Source organism: Ruegeria sp. SAZD011 (assembly GCF_059612545.1).
In genome coordinates this window covers 78,872-100,703 of sequence record NZ_JBXWQU010000029.1, presented here as the reverse complement: position 1 = coordinate 100,703, position 21,832 = coordinate 78,872, and the positions used below count along the sequence as shown (strand labels likewise).

The 21,832-nt window shown below is 63.1% G+C and carries 22 protein-coding genes; 11 read left to right on the top strand and 11 right to left on the bottom strand.

What is annotated here, in order from left to right; genetic code table 11:
* Positions 1–7: 7 nt before the first annotated feature.
* A complete protein-coding gene (locus AC2FLM_RS15645) occupies positions 8–1,609 on the top strand; it encodes a Na/Pi cotransporter family protein (RefSeq protein WP_496859068.1) in 1,602 nt (533 codons plus the stop codon).
* Here the strand turns inward: AC2FLM_RS15645 and leuB are convergent.
* Positions 1,606–2,709 carry a 3-isopropylmalate dehydrogenase gene (gene leuB, locus AC2FLM_RS15640; RefSeq protein ID WP_234140388.1) on the bottom strand — a complete coding sequence of 368 codons (1,104 nt, stop codon included), beginning with the start codon at positions 2,707–2,709 and terminating at the stop codon, positions 1,606–1,608. The two genes, AC2FLM_RS15645 and leuB, sit on opposite strands and share 4 nt — an antisense overlap.
* 103 nt (positions 2,710–2,812) lie before the next feature.
* The gene (locus AC2FLM_RS15635) at positions 2,813–3,709 is read right to left on the bottom strand and encodes a LysR family transcriptional regulator (protein WP_234142380.1); all 897 of its coding nucleotides are present in this window, start codon (positions 3,707–3,709) and stop codon (positions 2,813–2,815) included.
* Positions 3,710–3,800: 91 nt separating this feature from the next.
* On the opposite strand from AC2FLM_RS15635, the gene AC2FLM_RS15630 reads away from it, so the two are divergent.
* Positions 3,801–4,709 (top strand): Rossmann-fold NAD(P)-binding domain-containing protein, encoded by a 909-nt coding sequence (locus tag AC2FLM_RS15630; RefSeq protein WP_496859067.1) that lies wholly within the window; start codon positions 3,801–3,803, stop codon positions 4,707–4,709.
* On the opposite strand, the gene AC2FLM_RS15625 is transcribed toward AC2FLM_RS15630, so the two are convergent.
* The 6 genes from AC2FLM_RS15625 to AC2FLM_RS15600 form a co-directional block, all read right to left on the bottom strand.
* Positions 4,659–5,732 carry an endonuclease/exonuclease/phosphatase family protein gene (locus AC2FLM_RS15625; protein ID WP_496859066.1) on the bottom strand — a complete coding sequence of 358 codons (1,074 nt, stop codon included), beginning with the start codon at positions 5,730–5,732 and terminating at the stop codon, positions 4,659–4,661. The two genes, AC2FLM_RS15630 and AC2FLM_RS15625, sit on opposite strands and share 51 nt — an antisense overlap.
* Positions 5,729–6,562 carry a hypothetical protein gene (locus AC2FLM_RS15620; RefSeq protein WP_234142377.1) on the bottom strand — a complete coding sequence of 278 codons (834 nt, stop codon included), beginning with the start codon at positions 6,560–6,562 and terminating at the stop codon, positions 5,729–5,731. Before AC2FLM_RS15620 ends, AC2FLM_RS15625 begins: the two co-directional genes overlap by 4 nt.
* Before the next feature lie 345 nt (positions 6,563–6,907).
* Positions 6,908–7,513 (bottom strand): 3-isopropylmalate dehydratase small subunit, encoded by a 606-nt coding sequence (gene leuD / locus AC2FLM_RS15615; protein ID WP_234142376.1) that lies wholly within the window; start codon positions 7,511–7,513, stop codon positions 6,908–6,910.
* Positions 7,514–7,654: 141 nt separating this feature from the next.
* Positions 7,655–8,182: an HdeD family acid-resistance protein gene (locus AC2FLM_RS15610; protein WP_496859065.1), complete on the bottom strand. Its 528-nt coding sequence runs from the start codon at positions 8,180–8,182 to the stop codon at positions 7,655–7,657.
* A 36-nt stretch (positions 8,183–8,218) separates the two neighbouring features.
* A complete protein-coding gene (gene leuC / locus AC2FLM_RS15605) occupies positions 8,219–9,625 on the bottom strand; it encodes a 3-isopropylmalate dehydratase large subunit (protein WP_234140405.1) in 1,407 nt (468 codons plus the stop codon).
* 52 nt (positions 9,626–9,677) lie between these two features.
* Positions 9,678–9,776 (bottom strand): isopropylmalate isomerase, encoded by a 99-nt coding sequence (locus AC2FLM_RS15600; protein ID WP_496859064.1) that lies wholly within the window; start codon positions 9,774–9,776, stop codon positions 9,678–9,680.
* Positions 9,777–9,862: 86 nt separating this feature from the next.
* On the opposite strand from AC2FLM_RS15600, the gene AC2FLM_RS15595 reads away from it, so the two are divergent.
* The 4 genes from AC2FLM_RS15595 (at position 9,863) to AC2FLM_RS15580 (ending at position 12,747) form a co-directional block, all read left to right on the top strand.
* Positions 9,863–11,215, top strand: coding sequence for a mechanosensitive ion channel family protein (locus AC2FLM_RS15595; protein WP_496859063.1), 1,353 nt, complete (start codon positions 9,863–9,865; stop codon positions 11,213–11,215).
* Between the two features lie 139 nt (positions 11,216–11,354).
* On the top strand, positions 11,355–11,741 hold the full coding sequence (gene rsfS / locus AC2FLM_RS15590) for a ribosome silencing factor (RefSeq protein ID WP_234164944.1): 387 nt from the start codon (positions 11,355–11,357) through the stop codon (positions 11,739–11,741).
* Between the two features lie 46 nt (positions 11,742–11,787).
* The gene (gene rlmH / locus AC2FLM_RS15585; protein ID WP_496859062.1) at positions 11,788–12,258 is read left to right on the top strand and encodes a 23S rRNA (pseudouridine(1915)-N(3))-methyltransferase RlmH; all 471 of its coding nucleotides are present in this window, start codon (positions 11,788–11,790) and stop codon (positions 12,256–12,258) included.
* A 3-nt stretch (positions 12,259–12,261) separates the two neighbouring features.
* Complete coding sequence (locus AC2FLM_RS15580) at positions 12,262–12,747, top strand: flavodoxin family protein (RefSeq protein WP_496859061.1); 486 nt, start codon at positions 12,262–12,264, stop codon at positions 12,745–12,747.
* Between the two features lie 190 nt (positions 12,748–12,937).
* Here AC2FLM_RS15580 and ald read toward each other — a convergent pair whose 3' ends face one another.
* Positions 12,938–14,062, bottom strand: a complete 1,125-nt coding sequence (gene ald / locus AC2FLM_RS15575; protein ID WP_496859060.1) for an alanine dehydrogenase — start codon at positions 14,060–14,062, stop codon at positions 12,938–12,940.
* A 139-nt stretch (positions 14,063–14,201) separates the two neighbouring features.
* On the opposite strand from ald, the gene AC2FLM_RS15570 reads away from it, so the two are divergent.
* The 4 genes from AC2FLM_RS15570 (at position 14,202) to AC2FLM_RS15555 (ending at position 18,002) form a co-directional block, all read left to right on the top strand.
* Positions 14,202–14,660 carry an Lrp/AsnC family transcriptional regulator gene (locus AC2FLM_RS15570; RefSeq protein ID WP_234142369.1) on the top strand — a complete coding sequence of 153 codons (459 nt, stop codon included), beginning with the start codon at positions 14,202–14,204 and terminating at the stop codon, positions 14,658–14,660.
* Positions 14,661–14,822: 162 nt separating this feature from the next.
* Positions 14,823–15,740: a polyphosphate kinase 2 gene (ppk2, locus tag AC2FLM_RS15565; RefSeq protein ID WP_234140417.1), complete on the top strand. Its 918-nt coding sequence runs from the start codon at positions 14,823–14,825 to the stop codon at positions 15,738–15,740.
* A 114-nt stretch (positions 15,741–15,854) separates the two neighbouring features.
* On the top strand, positions 15,855–16,691 hold the full coding sequence (locus AC2FLM_RS15560; protein WP_496859059.1) for a DUF302 domain-containing protein: 837 nt from the start codon (positions 15,855–15,857) through the stop codon (positions 16,689–16,691).
* A gap of 132 nt (positions 16,692–16,823) precedes the next feature.
* Complete coding sequence (locus AC2FLM_RS15555; protein WP_496859058.1) at positions 16,824–18,002, top strand: cytochrome P450; 1,179 nt, start codon at positions 16,824–16,826, stop codon at positions 18,000–18,002.
* On the opposite strand, the gene AC2FLM_RS15550 is transcribed toward AC2FLM_RS15555, so the two are convergent.
* The gene (locus AC2FLM_RS15550) at positions 18,003–19,199 is read right to left on the bottom strand and encodes a CAP domain-containing protein (RefSeq protein WP_496859057.1); all 1,197 of its coding nucleotides are present in this window, start codon (positions 19,197–19,199) and stop codon (positions 18,003–18,005) included.
* A gap of 344 nt (positions 19,200–19,543) precedes the next feature.
* On the opposite strand from AC2FLM_RS15550, the gene AC2FLM_RS15545 reads away from it, so the two are divergent.
* Positions 19,544–20,545, top strand: coding sequence for a DMT family transporter (locus tag AC2FLM_RS15545; protein WP_496859056.1), 1,002 nt, complete (start codon positions 19,544–19,546; stop codon positions 20,543–20,545).
* On the opposite strand, the gene AC2FLM_RS15540 is transcribed toward AC2FLM_RS15545, so the two are convergent.
* The gene (locus AC2FLM_RS15540; RefSeq protein ID WP_496859055.1) at positions 20,529–21,800 is read right to left on the bottom strand and encodes an adenylate/guanylate cyclase domain-containing protein; all 1,272 of its coding nucleotides are present in this window, start codon (positions 21,798–21,800) and stop codon (positions 20,529–20,531) included. The genes AC2FLM_RS15545 and AC2FLM_RS15540 overlap by 17 nt on opposite strands.
* Positions 21,801–21,832: the final 32 nt, after the last annotated feature.

Sequence of the window (21,832 nt, the reverse complement as noted above, 5' to 3'; positions counted from 1 at the left end):
TCGGGAAATGGTGGGAAATCTCTTTTACCTGATTGGTGGCATCGGCATGTTCCTGCTGGGAATGGAGTTGATGACTACTGCCTTGCGCGATGCGGCGGGCAGTCAGTTGCGCGGCGTGCTGACGCGTTTCACCACCACTCCGCTACGCGGTGTGATGACCGGCGCCGCCGCGACGGCCGTGGTGCAATCGTCCAGTGCCACGACAGTCATGACGGTGGGATTTGTCGGGGCCGGGCTGATGACGATGCCGCAGGCATTGGGCATTCTCTACGGGGCCAACATCGGCACGACCGCAACCGGCTGGCTGGTCTCGCTGTTGGGCTTCAAGCTCAAACTTGGCAATCTGGCGCTGCTGCTGTTGTTTCCGGCGGCCCTTGCCGATCTGCTGGCGCGCGGGCCGCTGGCCCGGGCCGGACGCACGGTCGCGGGATTGTGCTTGTTGCTGATCGGGCTTGACCTGATGCAATCGGGGGCAAGCGACCTGACTTCGTTTCTGACGCCCGAACGCCTGCCGGGAAGCGGGCCCGGAGGATTGCTCCTCCTCGTGGGATTGGGGGCAGCGGTAACCATCGTCATGCAATCGTCCAGCGCGGCGATGGCGTTGGCGCTGGTGATGCTGTCGGGGGGCGCGATCACGCTGTTGCAGGCAGCCGCAATCGTGATCGGCATGAATATCGGCACCACCTTTACCGCTGTTCTGGCCTCGACCGGTGGCTCGGTGCCGATGCGGCAGACCGCGTTGGCGAACCTGATCTTCAACATCGTGACCTCGGTCCTGGCCTTTCCCATGTTGCTTCTTCTGCGGCCGGTCTTCGATGGCGCGACGCAGTTGGGTGACGATCTGAGTGTTCTGCTGATTTTTCACACCGGCTTCAATCTGGTTGGAACGGCGCTGTTCCTGCCGCTGACCGGGCGCTTTGCCGGGCTGGTGGCGCGGCTCTTGCCCGAACGCGAGACCGAACAGCTGTTCGTTCCCGACCGCAGCCTGCTCAAGGACGCAAACGCCGCGTTGCTGGCGGCACAGTCCGGCGCGCGGACAATTGCCGAACGGTTGTTTCTCGCTCTGGGTGCCGGCTTGGCCCCCGCGCCCGATTACCGGCGCATCGCGGCACTGACGCCGTGCACGCGCGCGCTCGAGGATCTACGTGCCTTTCTGTCCGAGATCCGGCTGCCACCCGATCGCGCACAGGATATCGAGACCTTTTCGGACATCCTGCACCAGATCGACCATCTGACCCGGCTGCTGGATCGGGCGCGGCAGACCGGCAATATCGACACCCTGCTGCATGACAGGTTGTTGCGGCGCTCTGCCCTTGGGGCCGGGGCGGCGCTGCGGCGCTCTGGCGGGGCAGTGGGCGGGGTGCCCGAAGGAAAGCGGCTGGAGCGGTTGCGTCTCTTGATCGCCGCGCGACGCAAGCGCCATCGCCGGGCGATGATGCTGGGCGAACATGCGGGGCTGTTTGCGTTGGACCAGGTTTTTGCCCATACCGACGCGATGCGCTGGCTGGACCGGGTATTGCACCATGCCGAACGGGTGGCGCATTACCACCGCGCGGCGGCAGCACGACTGCCCGCGGCAGACGCGCCGCCGCGGGCAGAAACGGATTAGAGGCTGGCGTCGAGTTTCGCCAGGATCGCCGCCCCCATCTCGGTGGTCGAAACCGGGGTCACGCCCTCTTCGCCCAGCAGGTCGGCGGTGCGTACACCGTCGGCCAGAACCTGTTCGACTGCCGCTTCAAGGCGATCGGCCTCGGCACCCTGGTCAAAGCTGTAGCGCAGCGCCATCGCAAAACTGAGGATACAGGCGATCGGGTTGGCCTTGCCCTGGCCCGCGATATCAGGGGCCGAGCCGTGCACGGGTTCATACAGCGCCTTGGGACGCCCGTTGGCCATCGGTGCGCCCAGCGAGGCCGAGGGCAGCATGCCCAGACTGCCGGTCAGCATCGCGGCGCAGTCCGACAGGATGTCGCCGAACAGGTTGTCGGTCAGGATCACGTCGAACTGTTTCGGCGCGCGGACCAGCTGCATGGCACCGTTGTCGGCATACATGTGGCTGAGTTCGACCTCGGGATAGTCCTTGGCCACGCGGGTCACCACCTCGCGCCACAGGATGCCCGATTCCATCACGTTGGCCTTTTCCATCGAGCACAGCTTCTTGCTGCGGCGCATCGCCAACTCGAAGGCCGAACGCGCGACCCGTTCGATCTCGCTTTCGGTATAGCGCTGGGTGTTGATGCCCACCCGTTCATTGCCCTCTTCGAAGATGCCGCGCGGCTCGCCGAAATAGACACCCGAGGTCAGCTCGCGCACGATCATGATATCCAGACCGGCAACGATGTCCTTTTTCAGCGACGAGAAATCGGCCAGCGCGTCGAAACACTGGGCCGGGCGCAGGTTGGAAAACAGGTCCATCTCCTTGCGCAGGCGCAGCAGGCCGCGTTCGGGTTTGACGCTGAAATCGAGATCGTCGTATTTCGGGCCGCCAACGGCGCCCAGCAGCACGGCATCGACCTCTTGCGCCTTGGCCATGGTCTCGTCCGCCAGCGGCACGCCATGCACGTCATAGGCGGCACCGCCGACCAGATCCTCGCTGACGTCGAAATTCAGGCCGCGCTTGTCGCCGAACCAGCCGATGATCTTGCGCACTTCGGCCATGACTTCGGGGCCAATTCCGTCACCGGGCAGGATGAGGAGCGAGGGATTGGACATGGAACTCTCCTTGCGTTTCGTCGCAATGGCCCTAGCGCGCCAGAGGCGGACGGTCAATGTGGCGCGAGTGATCTGCGCTGTCCTGACAGGGGAAAACCGGGGATCAAAGGGGCGCGGCCAGCAAGCCTTCGGCCAAGAGGTCCCAGACCCGGCGGATCCGGGGCGTCAGCCGCATCGCCTGCGGCGCGGCGAGCCACATTTCGAGCGGTGGCACCGGCAGGTCAAAGGGCAGCACTTCGACCAGCGGATCGGCGGCGACGATGCTGCGCTGGCCAAAACCGATGCCGCACCCGGCCCGGATCAACTGCCAATAGGCGCTCTGATTGTCGCAACGGATGGCAAAGCTGTGCCGCGTCGCCGGCCAGCCCAGCGCCTGCATCGTCTTTACGATGATCGGGTCCGCGTCATAGCCCACCAGATCGAAATCGAGAAGGTCCTCGGCCCGCGCGGGACGACCCTTGCGCTCCAGATAGCTGGTGGCGGCGCAGGCGCAGAGCGGTATGTCACCGATATGCCGGGCAACGATATCCACCTGCCGGGGCCGGTACATGCGCACGGCGATATCGGCGGCACGAAACAGCAGGTTCTCGGTAGTGTCGCTGGGCACCAGCTCCAGCTCGATCGCGGGTTCGGCGGCCCGGATACTCGCCAGGATCGGCGGCAGGATATGATGCGAGGCAAAGACCGAGGCGGTGATGCGCACGGTGCCTGCCAGCGATTGCGATTGCCCGGCGGCGGTGACCGAAATCGCCGTCATCGCCCGATGCGCCTGCTGCGCCAGCGGCAGGATCCGGGCGCCGTCCGCGCTCAGCTTCAAGCCGCGCGCGTGCCGATCGAACAGCGACAGGCCCAGCGCCTGCTCCAGCGCCTGCACATGTCGGCCCAATGTGGGTTGACTGCGGTCGAGCTGCCGCGCCGCCGCTGACAAAGTGCCGGTCTCGGCCACAGCCAGAAAGCTCTGGATCAGGGACCAGTCGCCAATATCCGAGAGTTCATCCATTCATCAATGAATACATGATCTGCGGTTTTGGGCAATTCTCTCCATTCATTTGAATGCTTATTTAAGTATGAACAGTGATAGGAGAGCCAGCATGACACAGACAGTTCTTGTTCTCGGGGCCTCGGGCCGGTTCGGGCGCAACGCGGCCGAGGCGTTTGAACGAGCGGGTTGGACAGTGCGCCCGTTCGACCGAAAGCGCGACGATCTGGACGCTGCCGCGCGCAGTGCGGATGTGATCGTGAACGCCTGGAACCCGCCCTATCCCGACTGGGCCGCTACGGTCCCCGGCCTGCACGCGCGGGTGATCAAGGCGGCGCGGGCAACGGGCGCCACGGTGATCATTCCCGGAAATGTCTATGTTTTTGGCCCCAACACTCCTGCTCCCTGGGGGCCTGACAGTCCGCATGCCGCGACCAATCCGCTGGGCCGCATTCGCATCGACATGGAGGCCGCCTATCGCGCCTCGGGCGTTCGTACAATCCTTCTACGCGCGGGGGATTTCCTCGATACCTGCGCCTCGGGCAACTGGTTCGATCAGGTGATGATCAAGCGGCTCGCCAAGGGGCGGTTCATTTATCCGGGCGATCCAGACATAGCACATGCCTGGGCCTATCTGCCCGATCTCGCCCGCGTCACCGTTACCCTGTCCCAGCAGCGCGAGACGCTGCCGGTGTTCTGCGATCTCACCTATCCCGGCTACACGCTGACAGGTCGCCAGATAGCGGCCGCACTGGAACAGGTGACGGGCCGGCGCATCACGCTCAAGCGCATGAACTGGCTGCCCTTGCATCTGGCCCGGCCCGTCTGGCCGATGGCGCGTTCACTGCTGGAGATGCGCTATCTCTGGAACACACCGCACGGTCTGGACGGGGCCGCGTTTGCAAAGGTTCTGCCGACGTTTGTGCCAACACCGTTCGGGCAAGCGCTTGCTTCTGCGATCCCCGTCGAGCTACTCGCGGATCAGGTCCACCCAGACCAGGCGGTGACGGCTGGCCTGTGACACCAGGCCTGCGCTCGGATCCTCCGGCGCCGGCCAGACCACACCCGATCCCGTCACGCGCCAATGGGTCGAAGGCAGCACGTAATCGACCCGGAACCTGCCGATCCCCGGCCAATCGACCGTGTCCTGTGCATCCGGCCCCCTGTGACCGTGAGAACCCGCCTTGGCGGCGCCGGGACTTACTGGCGCCGGGTCCTGCAGCCGGGGGTCGGTCAGAAGTGTTTCGATGGCGCCATGGTGGCCCTCGCCATCCTGCGGGTCCAGATTGGCGCCTCCGGCAAGGACAAAGGGATGGGCGGGCATTTCACCGATTGCCCCATCCAGCAACAGCTGCCAGAACCGGGTTTCGTCCCGGTTGCGCAGCCCGTTGCGGTCTTCGGGCCCGTCAAAGACCGGCGGCCCGGCCTGATAGGTCAAGAGCGTTATCCGCCCCTGCCCCGTGTCGATCGGGACCAGCCAGTGCCCGGTGGAGGACAGGCGCTGCGCGGCCTGCGCCTCGGATGAGGGGAAGGGACGTCCTGCGACCGCTGGCAAGGTAGCACCGTGCAGATCGCGCCACAAAAAGGCCGTGAAATCCTGTATCTCGTCCCGTGCGATCGGGTGACGAGACAGCACCGCGATACCACCCTGACCGGTAAAGCTGCCATAGCCTTGCGCGTCTCCTGGGCCGCCCATGCGCCCGTCACCATCCAGGTCAAGCGTGCTGGCACGTCCGCTATTGGGTTGTGCGGCAAAGCTGTAGGGCATGTCCCACCCCGCCTTGCCCAGCCGCACGCGCAGCGCATCCAGTGCCCGGCCCTCGTGATCCCAATCAACCCCTTGGAGTGCCAGAATGTCAGGGCGGGCAGAAGCGATCACCGAGACCACCGCCGCGACCTGCTTGTCACGGCCACCGACAATATCGCGCAGCATCAGGCCCGGGCCCTTGCGGCTGAGTTCCGTGTTGAAGGTCGCCACCCGCAGCGTCTCGGCCGCCGCCACCTCCGGCAACAGGCACAAGACCAGGGCGGCCAGCCGGATCATGCGGTCTGCATCGCCTCGGCGTTGGAATAGACCCGGCGGCGCTTTTCCTCGATCAGTTCAGCGATGCGCATCATCGCAAGCCCGCGCATGATCATCGAGGCAGGCAGAAACGCCCAGGCGCTCATGGTCCAGATCAGCGTTTGCGGGCTGTAGAGGCTGATCGGATCGAATAGGTCCGAGGCCATCTTGACCAAGGCAGGGATGAAGAATGGCAACAGCACGCCCAGGATCATGTTGATCCGGCCGTCACGTTGCAGCCGCGCGACGACATCGCCGCCCGTAGTCGGGTCGAACAACGGCAGGTTGATCCAGACGTTGAAAGCGCCGTTTGCGGTCGGCCATCCACGCACCCGCACGGCGAACCAAAAGGCCAGAACCGTCAGCAATGCGATCACATAGGCCACGGCGGCAGTGACCCGCACATCATAGATAAGCTCGGGCGCGGCCCCTGCCGGCAGCATCAATACTACCAGCCGCACCGGAGAATAGGGAAAATCGGCCATATTCGCGATGATCAATCCAAAACCGGAAAACAGCGCGGTGATATTGCTGGGTTCGATCCGTTCCTTGCAGATCAAGGTCAGAAAGGTGATCATTGTCATCAAGGCAATGAACCGCATCCGGTTCAGCGGTGGCGCGTCCCGGAATTCGATGAAGCTGGGAAAGGTCGAGTTGTACTCGGCAAAGGTAAGCACAAATCCAAGGATCGCCAGAAGGACGACGATCTCGGTCGCTGTCGTGGCGGCGCTGGGCAGATAAAGCGCCGGAATCACGACGACAAGCGCCACCAAGATTCCGCGCAGAGCCGCGCCTGTGATGCGTGCAATCACTGTCCGATCCCTTCAAACTGGACAGGCCGATGCGTTGCCGAGCCTTTGTTCCAACTTGAGTCCACCCGGTGGGGCGGAGTGCCTCATTTTGGCCTCATTTGTGCCGCCATTCGGTCACCCACTCAAGTCATCGAGTCACGAGACCGCCGATTTAAGGCAAAAACATGGCGCAACTGGTGCCTTCTTGCATCAGAGATGGCGTAATTTTTTGGCAAGTTATTCGGGACAACTACATTTTGTGGTTGTGCGGACCCTGATCGCAATCAGCCACTGTTGGTTCGGGCAGCAACAACGGAACGGGGCCGTTCCCAACGGAAACGGCCCCCTTCCAGCACCGAAACAGGATCAGACCCAGGGCCGCGCCTGTGCGGCCTGCGCTTCGAACGTGTCGATCGCGGCGGCCTTTTCCATGGTCAGGCCAATATCGTCGAGACCATTGAGCAGGCAGTGCTTCTTGAACGCGTCCACTTCGAACGCGATGACCTCACCATCCGAGGTGGTGATTTCCTGCGCGTCCAGATCAACGGTCATGCGGGCATTCTCACCCTTCTCGGCATCCTTCATCAGCAGGTCGACCTGCTCTTGCGGCAAGACGATGGGCAGGATGCCGTTCTTGAAACAGTTGTTAAAGAAGATGTCGGCGAACGAGGTCGAGATCACGCACTTGATGCCGAAATCCTTGATCGCCCAAGGGGCGTGTTCGCGCGACGAACCGCAGCCGAAATTGTCACCCGCGACCAGAATTTCGGTTTCGCGGTATTGCGGCTTGTTCAGGACGAAATCCGGGTTTTCGGACCCGTCTGCGTTGTACCGCATTTCGTCGAACAGGTTCACCCCAAGGCCCGACCGTTTGATTGTCTTGAGAAATACCTTGGGGATGATCATGTCGGTGTCGATGTTGATCAGCGGCATCGGCGCGGCGATGCCTGTAAGCGTGGTGAACTTGTCCATTTCCAGTCTCCTGGTTCGGGCCCGCGTTCGCAGCGGGCGCTGTATCTTTGATTGCGGATCGGGTCCGCGCGTGTGCGCAGCCCGATCCAGTTTCAAAGAGTCACAGGTGCGGACGGACAGTCCCCGGCCCCGTGACCCCGGTTACGCGTGTTTTCCCGCGCTGCGCACGAAGAGCGCGGCGAAGATCAGGCCAAAGCCGTTGAAGAGCATCTCGATTCCCATCAGGATACCGAGAAGGCTGAGCGCCAGACCGACCCCTGCATTCGCCATGACATAGGCAGCAAGACCCAGCGACAGGACGCCGGAAATGAGCGTTGGCATGAACAGGCCGGTGCCGCGCATCTGGAACGACAGAATGATCCGGGCGATGCCGCCGGCGGCAAACAGGATCATCACAACCGAGGCCAGCGTCAGCGTGCCTTCGAGCGGGTTCGACAGGAACGACCAGCCGAGGAACACCATGATGAGACCCATGATGATCGACAGGATCTTGTTGCCCGCCCCTTCGACGGTGAAACCACCCACTGCCTGAAGCCCGCCACCTATCAGCAGCATGATTCCAGTCAGGGTGGTAATGGCCACCGAAGCCATCACCGGCGCGCCCAGGATGATAATCCCGAACACGACCGACAACAGGCCCAGCAACATCAGTTTCAGCCAGTCACCCATTTCATTCTCTCCCTAGAAATGAAGTATGAGCGAAGCCTACATCATTTCCCGCACATCCGTCAGCTTTCCCGTAATGGCGGCGGCGGCGGCCATCGCGGGGCTGAGCAGGTGAGTACGACCGCCCCGACCCTGACGACCCTCGAAGTTGCGGTTCGAAGTCGCGGCGCAACGCTCGCCCGGTGCCAGCTGGTCGGGATTCATCGCCAGGCACATCGAACAACCCGCAAGGCGCCATTCAAAACCCGCCTCCTTGAAGATGTCGGCGATGCCTTCCTCCTCGGCCTGGGCGCGGACAAGGCCCGAGCCGGGTACGACCATGGCGCGGATACCGTCCTTGATCTTCTTGCCTTTCAGGATCGCGGCAGCAGCGCGCAGATCCTCGATCCGGCCATTGGTGCAGGATCCGATAAAGACGGTGTCGATCTCGATATCCGACAGTTTCTGGCCAGGGGTCAGACCCATGTATTCGATCGAACGGCGCGCGGCCTCGACTTTACCGCCTTTGAAATCCTCGGGGTTGGGGACGGTCGCGGTGATCGGCAGAACGTCCTCGGGAGAAGTGCCCCAGGTCACGACGGGGGCGATATCCTCGCCCTTGATCGTCACCACCTTGTCCCAATGGGCGTCGTCATCGGAATAGAGCGTCTTCCACCACGCAAGTGCTGCTTCCCACTGGGCGCCCTTGGGCGCATGCGGGCGGCCCTGCACATAGGCAAAGGTCTTTTCATCCGGCGCGATCAGGCCAGCGCGGGCGCCGCCTTCAATGGCCATGTTGCAGACGGTCATGCGGCCTTCCATCGAGAGGTCGCGGATCGCCTCGCCGCAATATTCGATGACATAGCCGGTGCCGCCGGCGGTGCCGGTCTTGCCGATCACGGCCAGCGTGATGTCCTTGGCGGTGACGCCCGGGTTCAGCTTGCCGGTGATCTCCACCTTCATGTTCTTGGATTTCTTCTGGATCAGCGTCTGGGTGGCCAGCACATGTTCGACCTCGGAGGTGCCGATGCCATGGGCCAGCGCGCCAAATGCGCCATGGGTCGCGGTGTGGCTGTCACCGCAGACCACGGTCATGCCCGGCAGGGTCCAGCCCTGTTCGGGGCCGACGATATGCACGATGCCCTGACGGATGTCCGAGACCGGGTAATAGTGGATGCCGAAATCGCGCGCGTTCTTGTCGAGCGCCTGCACCTGGATGCGGCTTTCCTCGGTCATCTGTGCGGGGTCTTCGCGGCCCTCGGTGGTGGGCACGTTGTGGTCCGGCACGGCGATGGTCTTATCCGGCGCGCGCACCTTGCGGCCCGCCATGCGCAGACCTTCGAAGGCCTGCGGGCTGGTCACCTCGTGCACGAGGTGACGGTCGATATAGAGAAGGCAGGTGCCGTCTTCGGCCTCGTGGGCCAGATGGGCATCCCAGATCTTGTCATAGAGTGTCTTGGGGGACATGTGTCCTCTCCCGTTCTTGAGAATTGGCTGTAAAGACGTGGCTGCACCCTGCCTATAGGCGGGCAAGAACCGAACGGGTCGCGCCAAAGAACCGCTCGCGCAGGCGGGCGCGGTCTTGCAGGTCCATGGTCGAGGCGTCGTGGGGTGTCATTCTGTCCAGATACATGTCCGTCCCGAGTCTCGCAAGGTCTTGCGTTTCCGGCGGCAAGCCTGCCAAGCTGGCGGCGGAGCCTATATATGAACGAAGACATTCTCCCGGCCTCGCTGGACGAACTGATCGCGACCCTGCTGACCGAGGGGCACAGGCTGGTTGGTCTTTTCCTGACGCCCGGCTGGCGCCAGTATCAGTTGCTGATCATCGCGCTGCTGATCGGCGCAGCGCTGCTGCTTTCGCTGCTGACGCGCACCCATTGGGATGCCTGGGCCCGCTCGCGCGAGGGCTGGCCTAAGTGGCGGCTCAGAACGCTGGTGCTGCTGATGCGGCGGCTGTCGCTGCTTTATTTCGTGGCTTTGAGCTGGCTGACCTATTTGGTCATGCAACAGATGACCTGGCCTTCGCGCAGCTATGTGATCGGGGTGGTGGCGACTCTGGCCACGGCGCTGCTGGTGATCGCGCTGGTGGCACGGGCGGTGCGCAATCGCACCATCCGGCTGGTCTTCCGCTGGTCGATGTGGGTCTATGCCACGCTGGTGGCACTGAACCTGACCGACGATGTGGCCCGCTTCCTCGATGGCATATCGATCGAGATCGGCGCGCTGCATATCTCGGTACTGGGAGTGATGAAGGCGGTGCTGCTGGTCGGCGCGTTGCTGGTACTGGTTCGGCTGGCGTCGCAGGGCGCATCGAACGCGCTGGCCCGCAACGACGATATCTCGCCCTCGATGCAGGTGCTGTTGGCCAAGGCGGTGCAGGTTCTGCTCTATGGCTGGGTCTTCATCGTTGCGATCCGCACGCTGGGGTTCGACCTGACCGGGCTGGCCTTTCTGTCCGGTGCAATCGGTGTCGGCATCGGCTTTGGTCTGCAAAAGGTGGTGTCGAACCTGATCTCGGGCATCATCATCCTGATGGACCGCTCGATCAAACCGGGGGACGTGATCTCGCTGGGCGAGACCTTTGGCTGGATCAACGCCTTGGGCGCGCGCTATGTCTCGGTGGTCACGCGCGACGGGCGCGAATACCTGATCCCGAACGAGGATCTGATCACCAGCCAGGTGGTGAACTGGTCGCATTCGGACCAGTTTGTCCGGCTCGACCTGAATTTTGGTACCAGCTATGGCGACGACCCGCACAAGGTGCGCGCGGTCGCCATTGCCGCCGCACGGTCCGTCGGGCGGGTCCTGGCCGGAAGCGGGCGCGATCCGGTCTGCCATATCGTTGGCTTCGGCGACAGCAGTGTGGACTACGTGCTGCGCTTCTGGATCACCGACCCGACCGCTGGACTGACCAATATTCGCGGCAATGTGTTCCTGGCACTCTGGGATGCGTTCCAGGCCGAGGGTATCTCGATTCCCTTCCCTCAACGCGAGGTTCGGATGCTGGAGGATGCGGCCACGCCTGTCCCGGCAGCCGGACAGGGTGGTGCCGATTGACCCCAGTACCATGCATACCGTATGGCGGTTCATTGAAAAGTCACAGACGGGTTGCTAAATTCGACCTGACCCAGCGCCGGGGATCGGTCGGCGCGCCCTATAGGAGGACGATGTCCTGTTACCTCATACAGAGGCGGCCATGCCCGCCCATGCAGGGGCCAAGATGATGGCCCAAGGCACTTATACCAGCGAACAGCTGCTGGACCGCATTCTGACCTCTCTCAACGATGACAAGGCCGAAGACCTCGTGCAGATCGACCTGCGGGGCAAAACCTCGATGGGCGATTACATGGTCATCGCCTCGGGCCGGTCGACCCGTCAGGTCTCGGCCATGGCCGAGAAGCTGGTGCAGCGGCTGAAGGAAGATTTCGGCCTCAACTCCAAGATCGAGGGCAAGGATGCCGGCGACTGGGTACTGATCGATACCGGCGATGTGATCGTGCATATCTTCCGCCCGGAAGTGCGCGAGTTCTATCAGCTGGAAAAGATGTGGATGCCTCAAGGCGCCAAGACATCGGCCAACTAAAGGCGTCCGCCCGGCCCTGATCCCGGGGCCGGTGGGCGAATGACCCATGCGTGTCAGCATCCTCGCGGTCGGCCGTTTGCGGGCAGGACCGGAAAAATCCCTGATCGACGACTACCTGACCCGGTTCGACAGAACCGGTCGCGCGCTGGGCCTGGGGCCCGCGCGCGTGATCGAGGTCGAGGACAAGAAGAACGCCGGCATGGGCGCCGAGGCGGCACTGCTGCGCAAGGCGTTGCCGTCGGGCGCGGTTCTGTGCACCCTGGACGAGCGTGGCAAACAGCTATCCTCTCCCGATTTCGCGGACAGGCTGGCCAACTGGCGCGACACGGGCCGGCAGGATCTGGCGCTTGTGATCGGCGGCGCCGATGGGATTGATCCCAGCCTGCGGGCCGAGGCGGATCTCTCGATCTCTTTCGGCGCGATGGTCTGGCCGCACATGCTGGTTCGGGTGATGCTGGCCGAGCAGCTTTACCGCGCCGCGACCATCCTGGCCGGTAGCCCCTATCACCGGGTGTGAGCTATGGCAGAGCTGTTGATCGTCTATCACTCGCGCACCGGCGGCAGCCGCCAGATGGCCGAAGCCTGCGCCGCAGGCGCGCAGAACGAGTTGGCCACAACGCTGCTGACAGCCGAGGCGGCAGGCCCTGAGGACCTGCTGCGCGCGAGTGGTTACGTGTTCTGCTGCCCCGAGAACCTGGCGGCGATCTCGGGCGTGATGAAGGATTTCTTTGACCGCTGCTATTACCCCGTTCTGGGCCGGATCGAGGGGCGCGCCTATGCGCAGATGATCTGTGCCGGATCGGACGGGCAGAACGCCGCCCGGCAGGTGGCCCGCATCGCCACCGGCTGGCGCCTGAAAGAGGTTCAGCCGCCGCTGATCCTGTGCTCCCATGCGCAAACGCCCGAGGCGATTCTGGCGCCCAAGCACATCCCCGAAGCCGAGCTTGATCAATGCCGCGAGCTGGGTCAGGCGCTGGGTGCGGGTCTGGCGATGGGAATGTTCTGATTTGCATGACCCGGCTGATGTGACGGCGCGCGAATCCGACGCGGCAACGGATCACAAGGGACCGGAATGGGGAACCAATATAGCTGGTAGTCGTCTTCGGGCCGAAGCCTCGCGCCAGTCACATACCGGCAAGAAAAACCCCGCCGGCCGGGGCCGACGGGGGGAGTGAGAACCAATCGGGATCAGACGATCAGGCCGCCTGTTTCACGATCAGACTGGGAGAAACGACGTCCAGACCCAGCGCCTCGCCGACCGCGTAATAGGTCAGCTTGCCGGCATGGACGTTCAGACCGTTGAGCAGGTGCACATCGTCGGCGCAGGCCTGTTTCCAGCCCTTGTTGGCCAATGCCAGCATGAACGGCATGGTGGCATTGCCCAGCGCGATGGTCGAGGTACGTGCAACAGCGCCCGGCATGTTGGCCACGCAGTAGTGCATGATGCCGTCGACCTCGTAGATCGGGTCGGCATGGGTGGTGGCGCGCGAGGTCTCGAAACAGCCGCCCTGGTCGATGGCCACATCGACCAGCGCCGCACCCGGCTTCATGGTCGACAGTTGCGCGCGGCTGATCAGCTTGGGCGCCGCGGCACCGGGGATCAGGACTGCACCGATGACCATGTCGGCCTCGGACACCAGCTCGGCGGTGTTGCCTTTGGAGGCATACGAGGTCTTGAACTCGCCACGCATGGTGTCGTCAAGATAGCGCAGACGCGGCAGCGACATGTCCAGAACGGTCACATCCGCGCCCATGCCGGCAGCCACACGTGCCGCATGGGTGCCGACAACGCCACCGCCGATCACAACAACCTTGGCCGGGCCCACACCCGGTACGCCACCCATCAGCACACCACGGCCACCATTGGCCTTTTGCAGGGTCCAGCTGCCGACCTGCGGCGCCAGCTTGCCGGCAACCTCGGACATCGGGGCCAGCAGCGGCAGGCCGCCATTGCGGTCGGTCACTGTCTCGTAGGCGATGCAGGTCGCGCCCGAAGCCAGCAGGTCATGGGTCTGGTCCGGATCGGGGGCCAGATGAAGGTAAGTGAACAGCAGCTGGTTCTCGCGCAGCATCTTGCGCTCGATCGCCTGCGGTTCCTTGACTTTGACGATCATGTCGGCGGTGGCGAACACCTCTTCCGCGCTGTCGACGATCCGTGCGCCGGCATCGACATAGGCGGCGTTGTCGAACCCGGCACCGGCACCGGCATTGGTTTCGATGATGACCTCATGCCCGTGCGAGACAGCCTCGCGCGCTGCATTCGGGGTCATGCCGACACGGAACTCCTGAGGTTTGATCTCCTTGGGGCATCCGATTTTCATTTCTGCGTCCTCCGTTCGCAATCTGCCCAAATATGTGGCAGATACGGGAAACAATTTCTGTGAAACTCCACTCGCCATTTAGAGAATTTTCGGGATATTCTTCGAACTCTGAGCCAAGAGTTGCAAAGGATGTGCGTCAATGAGCCTGGACGCGACAGATCGAAAGATTCTCACCGCCCTTCAGGCAAAGGGACGGATGTCCAATGCCGAACTGTCCGACAAGGCCAACCTGTCACCCTCGGCCTGTCACCGGCGGGTCCAGCGGCTGGAATCCGAGGGCTATATCCGCAACTACGTGGCCCTGTTGGATGCCCGCAAGATGGGCCTGCCCACAACGGTTTTCGTCGAGATCACCCTTCAGGGTCAGGCCGACGAGGTGCTGGACGCCTTTGAAAAGGCGGTGGCCCGCATTCCCGATGTGCTGGAATGCCACCTGATGGCCGGCACGGCGGATTACATCCTGAAGGTGGTGGCCGAAAACACCGAGGATTTCGCCCGCATTCACCGCCAGCACCTCTCCCGCCTGCCGGGGGTGGCGCAGATGCAAAGCTCGTTCGCACTTCGAACCGTCTTCAAGACAACGGCGCTACCGGTCTGAGCATTGCAGCACCCTTGCATCCACAAGGAGCAGGCGCATATTTGCACCAACAGTGGCCGGTTTTTGATTTCCCGCAACGAAATTGCCATCTGTCTGTGACATGCAAGGGTCATACGCGCCCAGCAAGGGCAGACGGATCAACTGTATTGAGAGGAGCGCATTTTGACCCATGAATCCGACGACCCCAGCTTGGATTGGCTTGAGGCCGAATTGGAGGATTCGCTGGACGAGGATTTCGAGATCGAATTCAGCGAGCCAATGCTGTCGATGGAAATCCGCCGGATCTACAAGGATCAGCGCCCTGACCTGCTTGACCGGCAGGTCTATTTTCGCAACCTGCTGCGGCTTCAGGCCGAACTGATCAAGTTGCAGGATTGGGTCCAGCATACGAATTCCAAGGTGCTGATCATCATGGAAGGCCGCGATGCGGCCGGTAAAGGCGGGGTGATCAAGCGGATTACCCAGCGGTTGAACCCCCGTGTTGCACGGGTGGTCGCCCTGCCCGCCCCGTCCCGCCGCGAGCAGAGCCAGTGGTATTTCCAGCGCTACGTGCCCTATCTGCCCTCGGGCGGGGAAATGGTGCTGTTCGATCGGTCCTGGTACAACCGTGCCGGGGTCGAGCGGGTGATGGGCTTTGCCACCGAGGATCAGGTCGAGCAATTCTTCCAGGACGTTCCCGAATTCGAGCGTATGCTGGTGCGGTCGGGGATCATCCTGCTGAAATACTGGTTCTCGATCACCGACGAGGAACAGCAGCTGCGCTTCCTGATGCGGGTGCATGACCCGATGAAACAGTGGAAACTGTCGCCCATGGACCTGGAAAGCCGGATCCGCTGGGAACAGTATACCAAGGCAAAAGAAGAGATGTTCGCGCGCACCAACATCCCCGAGGCGCCGTGGTACATTGTCGAGGGCAACGACAAGAAGCGCGAGCGGCTGAACTGTATCGAGCACCTGTTGTCCAAGATACCCTACGAGGACATCCCGCACGAAAAGGTCACGCTGCCCGACCGCCGTTACAACCCCGACTACGAGCGCCAGGTGCTGCCGGACGAGCTTTACGTTCCAAAGGTCTATTGACCCAGAGCGTTTCATTGCCTCGAATGTCCTTGTCATTTCGCGCCATCGCCACAGGCAGATCGGAGCGATCAAACCGGTAGAACGCGCATATTTCAGGCAAGCAAGGTGGCCATCGTGGGTTTGGCAATTGGGGCATTTCTGACGCCGGCATTTGCGGCGCCGGCACAAGAGGCTGTGGACCGGACCTTCGAACAGATTGCTGCGGGTGTGAGCGGATCTGGGCTAGAACCGGTTGTCGATATCGACCACGCCCGCCTCGCTGCCGAAGCGGGGGTCGAGATGCCACCCTCTCGGGTCCAACTGTTCTCGGACGCCGCAGTCAACTCTGCCCTGTTGGCGCAGGACCTCAGCACCGGGCTTGATCTGCCGTTCCGGGCGCTGACCTATGCCGGGGCCGACGCGGTGCAGGTGGTCTATACATCCGGCGATTTCCTGAAACGTCGGTATGGCCTCGAAGATACCGAGGCGCTGGCCGGATTTGACGCGGCGTTGGCCCCCGCGCTTGAGGGGCTGGATGGGGTCGAGCCAGTGCCGGTGCCGACCGAAGGTCTGGCCGACGGTTACGGCATTCTCACCCTGCAAAGCGCCCACGACGTACCTGAAACCGTTGCCCGCCTGCGCGCCATCGTCGCGGCGCAATCCGATACCGTCTGGTTCGGCGAGGTCGATTTCACCGCCGAGGCGGCGGCGCTTGGCGTCGATCTGCCGCCCGCTGTGCTGCTGCTCTTTGGCGGACCGGCACCCGGTGGCGTTGCCATGGCCAAGTTCCCGTCGATCGGCGTCGACGCCTTTTGCCAGAAGCTCTTTGTCCATGCCGCGCCCGAAGGCGGTTCGGTGGTACTGTTCAACAGTATCGTGGCGCTGGCCGAACTGCACTACGGCACTTCGGCGCCGCCGCATGCGATGCTGGATGAACGGTTGACCGCGACCTTTGCCAAGGCGCTGGAATAGGCTGCGCAGGGGGGCGCTGCCCCCCGCGCCTGCGGCGCTCCCCCCGGAGTATTTCGAACCAGAAAGAAGCAGGGTGCGGGACGCAGTTGACGAAGGCGCGGCGCGCAGGTCACTCTGTCCGGCGGAGGAACCATGTCCGACGCACCCATCTATGAAATCGACCCGGGCGCCTTTTGGGCCGATCCCTATCCCGACTTGAAACGGATGCGGGTCGAGATACCCATCGCCTATGTGCCGCAACTCGGCGCGACGCTGATTACCCGACGCGATGACATTTTCGAACAGGAGAAGCGGGTCGAGGTTTTCTCCTCGGACCAGCCACAGGGGCTGATGACCGTTCTGATGGGTCAGAACATGATGCGCAAGGATGGCGCGGCCCATATGGCCGAGCGCAAGGCGATCTTTCCCACCGTCTCGCCCAAGACGGTGAAACAGATCTGGACCGCGCAGTTCCGCGCTGCCACCGAGCGGGTTCTGGACGATCTGGCGCCGCGCGGCGCCTGCGACCTGGTGCGCGACTATGCCATGCCGGTCTCGGCCGAGGCGCTCAAGGTGATCACCGGGCTGACCAACATGAGCGCCGCCGAGATGGACCGGGTCAGTCAGGGCATGATCGACGGCTGCGCCAATTACGCGGGTGATCCAGCGGTCGAGGCGCGCTGTCACGACTGCACCGCCTCGATCGACTCCCATATTGACGCGATGATCCCGGTGCTGGATGCCAGCCCCGACCATTCGTTGCTCTCGGTCCAGCGCCGCGCGGGTCTCAGCGACGCGCAGACCCGCGCCAATATCAAGCTGGCCATATCGGGCGGCCAGAACGAGCCGCGCGACGCCATCGCCGGCACCGCCTGGGCGGCGCTTAGCCACCCGGAGGCGCTGGCCCGGCTGCGGTCGGGCGCCGTACCCTGGCTGCGCGCGTTCGAGGAATATGCCCGCTGGATCTCGCCCATTGGCATGTCGCCGCGCCGGGTGGCGCAGCGCGCCACGGTGCAGGGTGTGACACTGGAGCCCGAGGACCGGGTGTTTCTGATGTTCGGATCAGGCAATCGCGACGAAAGCGTTTTCACCAATCCAGACCGCTTCGATCTGGATCAGGATATTGCTGCGGCGATCTCTTTTGGCGCCGGGCCGCATTTCTGCGCCGGGGCCTGGGCATCAAAAGCGCTGATCGGAGAAGTGGCGCTGCCGCTCCTCTTCAAGCGGTTACCGGGCCTCGCACTGGATGGCGAGGCCCGGTTCGGCGGCTGGGCCTTCCGTGGTCCGATCACGGTGCCGGCCCGTTGGGATCCGGCACCGCGGGAGGATTGATCAGAACAGGAAGTCCTGCGCGTCCAGCATGTCCATCTGGACACCGCACAGGATCAGGCTGTTGCCCGCCGCATCGGTGATCACCGCATCACCATCCACCTCGGTCAGGTGGTTAGACCTGAGATCATCGAAATCGGCGATACCATCGGCCTTGCCCAGATTGATCTGATCGGCTTGACCCCTCGCACCGAAATCGCGTGCAACATCCTTGCCGATCGAGAAGCGGAAGGTATCCGCCCCTGCGCCGCCCAGCATCAGGTCGTCGCCTTCGCCGCCATCGATCACGTCCTTGCCGCGACCACCGGCTATGAAGTCATCTCCCTTGCCACCGGCGAGCATGTCCTTGCCCCGACCGCCAAAGAGCATGTCATCGCCGTCACCCCCAGCAAGCTTGTCCTTGCCGTGGCCACCGATCAGGATGTCATCGCCCGCATCACCCCAGAAGATGTCCATGCCGCGACTACCGATCATGATATCGTTGCCGCCATTGCCACGGGCCTGTCCGCCGGCCTTATCGGCAATGATCAAATCCGGCCCATCGCCCCCGTCGCAAGCGTTTCCGGGTTCCGGCGTCGGCTCGGGTTCGGGCGTCGGCGTCGGTTCGGGCTCGGGCGTCGGCGTCGGCGTCGGCTCCGGCTCGGGCGTCGGCTCCGGCTCAGGCGTCGGCTCAGGCGTCGGCTCTGGCTCAGGCGTCGGCTCTGGCTCGGGCGTCGGCTCCGGCTCGGGTGTCGGCTCAGGCGTCGGTTCGGGCGCGGGCGTCGGCGCACCTGTATCCAATTCCACCTCTGCATCGGTACGCGCGAAATTCTGAGTCACCATGACAGCGTCATAGCCTTCGAATTCACCGCGTTCGATCCCGATCCCCACCAGGGTCACATCGGGGTTGAGGATGTTGGCCCGGTGGCCGGGACTGTTCATCAGCGATTCATGCAGGTTCTGCACATCATCCGACAGGCCCGGCGCGCCGCGCTCGCTCTGCCATGCGATATTCTCGGCCCAGATCGAATTGCCCTCGAACTGGAACCCGGCCTGTTCGATGCGATCCCCTGGAGAACTGCCATTGACCCCGGTATGCGAGAACACATCGCGCTCCAGCATCCACTTGCTGTGATCCTCGGAGGCATCGTTGAGCTTGAGCTCGAGCGTGACCGGGTTCAGCCCCCGCGAGGTCCGCTCGTTATTGATAAGCTCCAGCATTTCCCTTTCGAGAGTACTTGCCTGTGACATGGTCAAAAGTCCTGTTGCTGTGTCGAGTGGCCATGTCTTGGCGCAGGACGGGACGTCGGCATAGAAGGGCGGGCGCCAAGGGGGGATTCGCGGCGCCGCCTTGCCGGATGAGGTCAGGACACTGGGCGGGAAGGCGCACGGCCAAACCCCCGTTTCCAGCTCCGGCGGAGCGCCGCGCGTGCCCAACCCGACTTTTGGCAGAAAACTGGTTTTGCAGACCACGATCGGGCCGGTTCGCGACCTCTCTGTCGTCCCTCGACAAGACCGACGATTCGATCCGGGGCGACATGGAGAGGCGCCAAGGGAAAGATACGATGACCGCAGCCGATCCGAATCTCTCCGCCGGGGCGGATCAGCCAGAGGGCGCAACCACGCTGACTGGCATCCTGTTCCTGCTCCTTGCGACCACGATCTTTCCGATCCAGGACGTGATCATCAAAAGCCTCAGCAGCGATTTCGCGGTGCATCAGATCGTGTTCTGGCGCTCGGTCTTCGCCTTGCCGGTCGCGATGGCCATGGCCCGGTACGAAGGTTCGCTCTGGCCGCTCAAGATCGGGTCGTGGTCGTTGCAGTTGACCCGCGCGGTGGCGGCCTTCTTATCCTACCTGGTCTACTACATGGCGCTGGCCGCCATCGGCCTGGCCGAGACGGCTGCCATCACCTTTTCCACTCCGATCTTCGTCACCCTGCTGGCGGCGGTGTTTCTGGGCGAGAAGATCGGCCTCTGGCGCTGGCTGGCGGTGTTTCTCGGCATGGCCGGGGTGCTGGTGATCGTGCAGCCGGGGGCGTCGGTGTTCGAACCGGCGGCCCTTTTGGCACTGGCGGCGGCGTTGTTCTATGCGGTCTCGATCATCGCCACGCGGCGTCTGGGCAACCGTACCAATGGCGGCACCATGACGCTGGTGACCCTGCTGGTCTATATCGTCGGGGGCACCGTGCTGGGGTTGGTGTTCTCGGGGCTGGAAACCGCCTCGCCGCACCCCAGCCTAGCCTTTCTCTACCGGAACTGGATCGCGCCCGCGCCGATGGACTGGCTGGCGCTGGCGGCGCTGGGCGTGACCTCGGGCATCGGCTTCTTCGCGCTCAGCCAGGCCTATCGCATGGCCGAGGCCAGCGTCGTCACCCCGTTCGAATACACCTATCTGCCCTGGGCGGTGCTATGGGGCTATGTGGTGTTCGGGGTGCTGCCGGTGATGTCCACCTGGATCGGGCTCTTGCTGATCGTTGGCTCGGGCCTTCTGATCCTGTTCCGCGAGACGATGCGCGGTCGCCGCCTCGTCCGCCGGCGCGGCCTCGGCGTCATGCGTCAGCGATAGGCGCACCGCGCGCGGTCAGCCACCAGGTCTCCAGCCTGCCGATCCCCTTGATCTCGACCGCCCTGCGCGGTTCGAAGTCATAGGCGTCCTTCAGCGCCTCACGCGCGGCAGCGGTGACCTGGATACGGCCAGGCTGGCCGTGGCTTTCCATCCGGCTGGCGGTGTTCACGGTGTCGCCCCAGACGTCGTAGAAGAGCTTCTGGTGGCCGATCACCCCGGCCACCACCGGGCCGGCGTGGATGCCGATGCGGATGTCGATGGGGTCGTTCAGTTCGGCGGAGAGATCGCGCAGGGCATCCAGCATGTCGAACGCCATTTCGGCCACCCGATGAACGGGGCGGTCGACCGGCTGGGGCAGACCGGCAGCGACCATGTAGGCGTCGCCGATGGTCTTGATCTTCTCCAGCCCGTGTTTCGCGGCCAGTTCGTCGAAGGTAGAGAAGATGCGGTTGAGGAAGCTCACCAAGTCCTCGGGCGCCATCCGGGCCGAGCGCGGGGTGAAATCGACGATATCGGCAAACAGGATCGCGGTGTGATCTAGGCTGTCGGCGATGGTCTGGTCGGGCGCGTCCTTGAGCCGCGCGGCGATCTCGGTGGGGAGCAGGTTGTAGAGCAGGGCCTCGGAGCGCGCGTGCTCGGCTTCGAGGGCGGATTCGGCGCGCTCGGCGCGCAGGAAGCCTAGGTAGGCAGGAAAGACAACGAGTGCCAATACGCTGACAATGGAAGTAATCATGAGGCCCTTTTGTAAGCCATCATGGTTTGCAGCACTTAGAGCTGGCTCAGAGACGAACACGGTGCAAAAAATCGCGCCAGCCAAGCTCGTGGCGAATGCGATTGCGAGAAGATCGGTGCTCGCTGGGCCGAAAATCAGCATGACCGCCCCAGGGACAATAAACAACAGCAGGTAGATTCCTGATGAGATACCGATAAGATAGGTAAGAAAAACGAGGTTGAGGCTTACCACAATCGCGCCCGCAAAAAAGGTCCACGTCCTACTGCGTTTGCGAATGAAAGGCAGGCTGATCAAGATGAGCGCATTGATCGCGGCGCCCAAGGCACTTGGCCAGAGCCCCCAATCAAAAAGCAAGTAAACGATGACATAGGACGATGCGGACAGGCTTCCGCCCAAAGCCACGAAATTCAAAGCCCGCTGCTGTCGTCTTTCCCTCTTTTCCTTGCCTGCCAAATCATAGCTCAAATACCACGCCAGCCAGCGCGGCAATCGGGTTGTGAACTCGGGTTGAACCTCCGCCAAATCCGGCGCCTCCTTGATTGAATGCGTCCAGC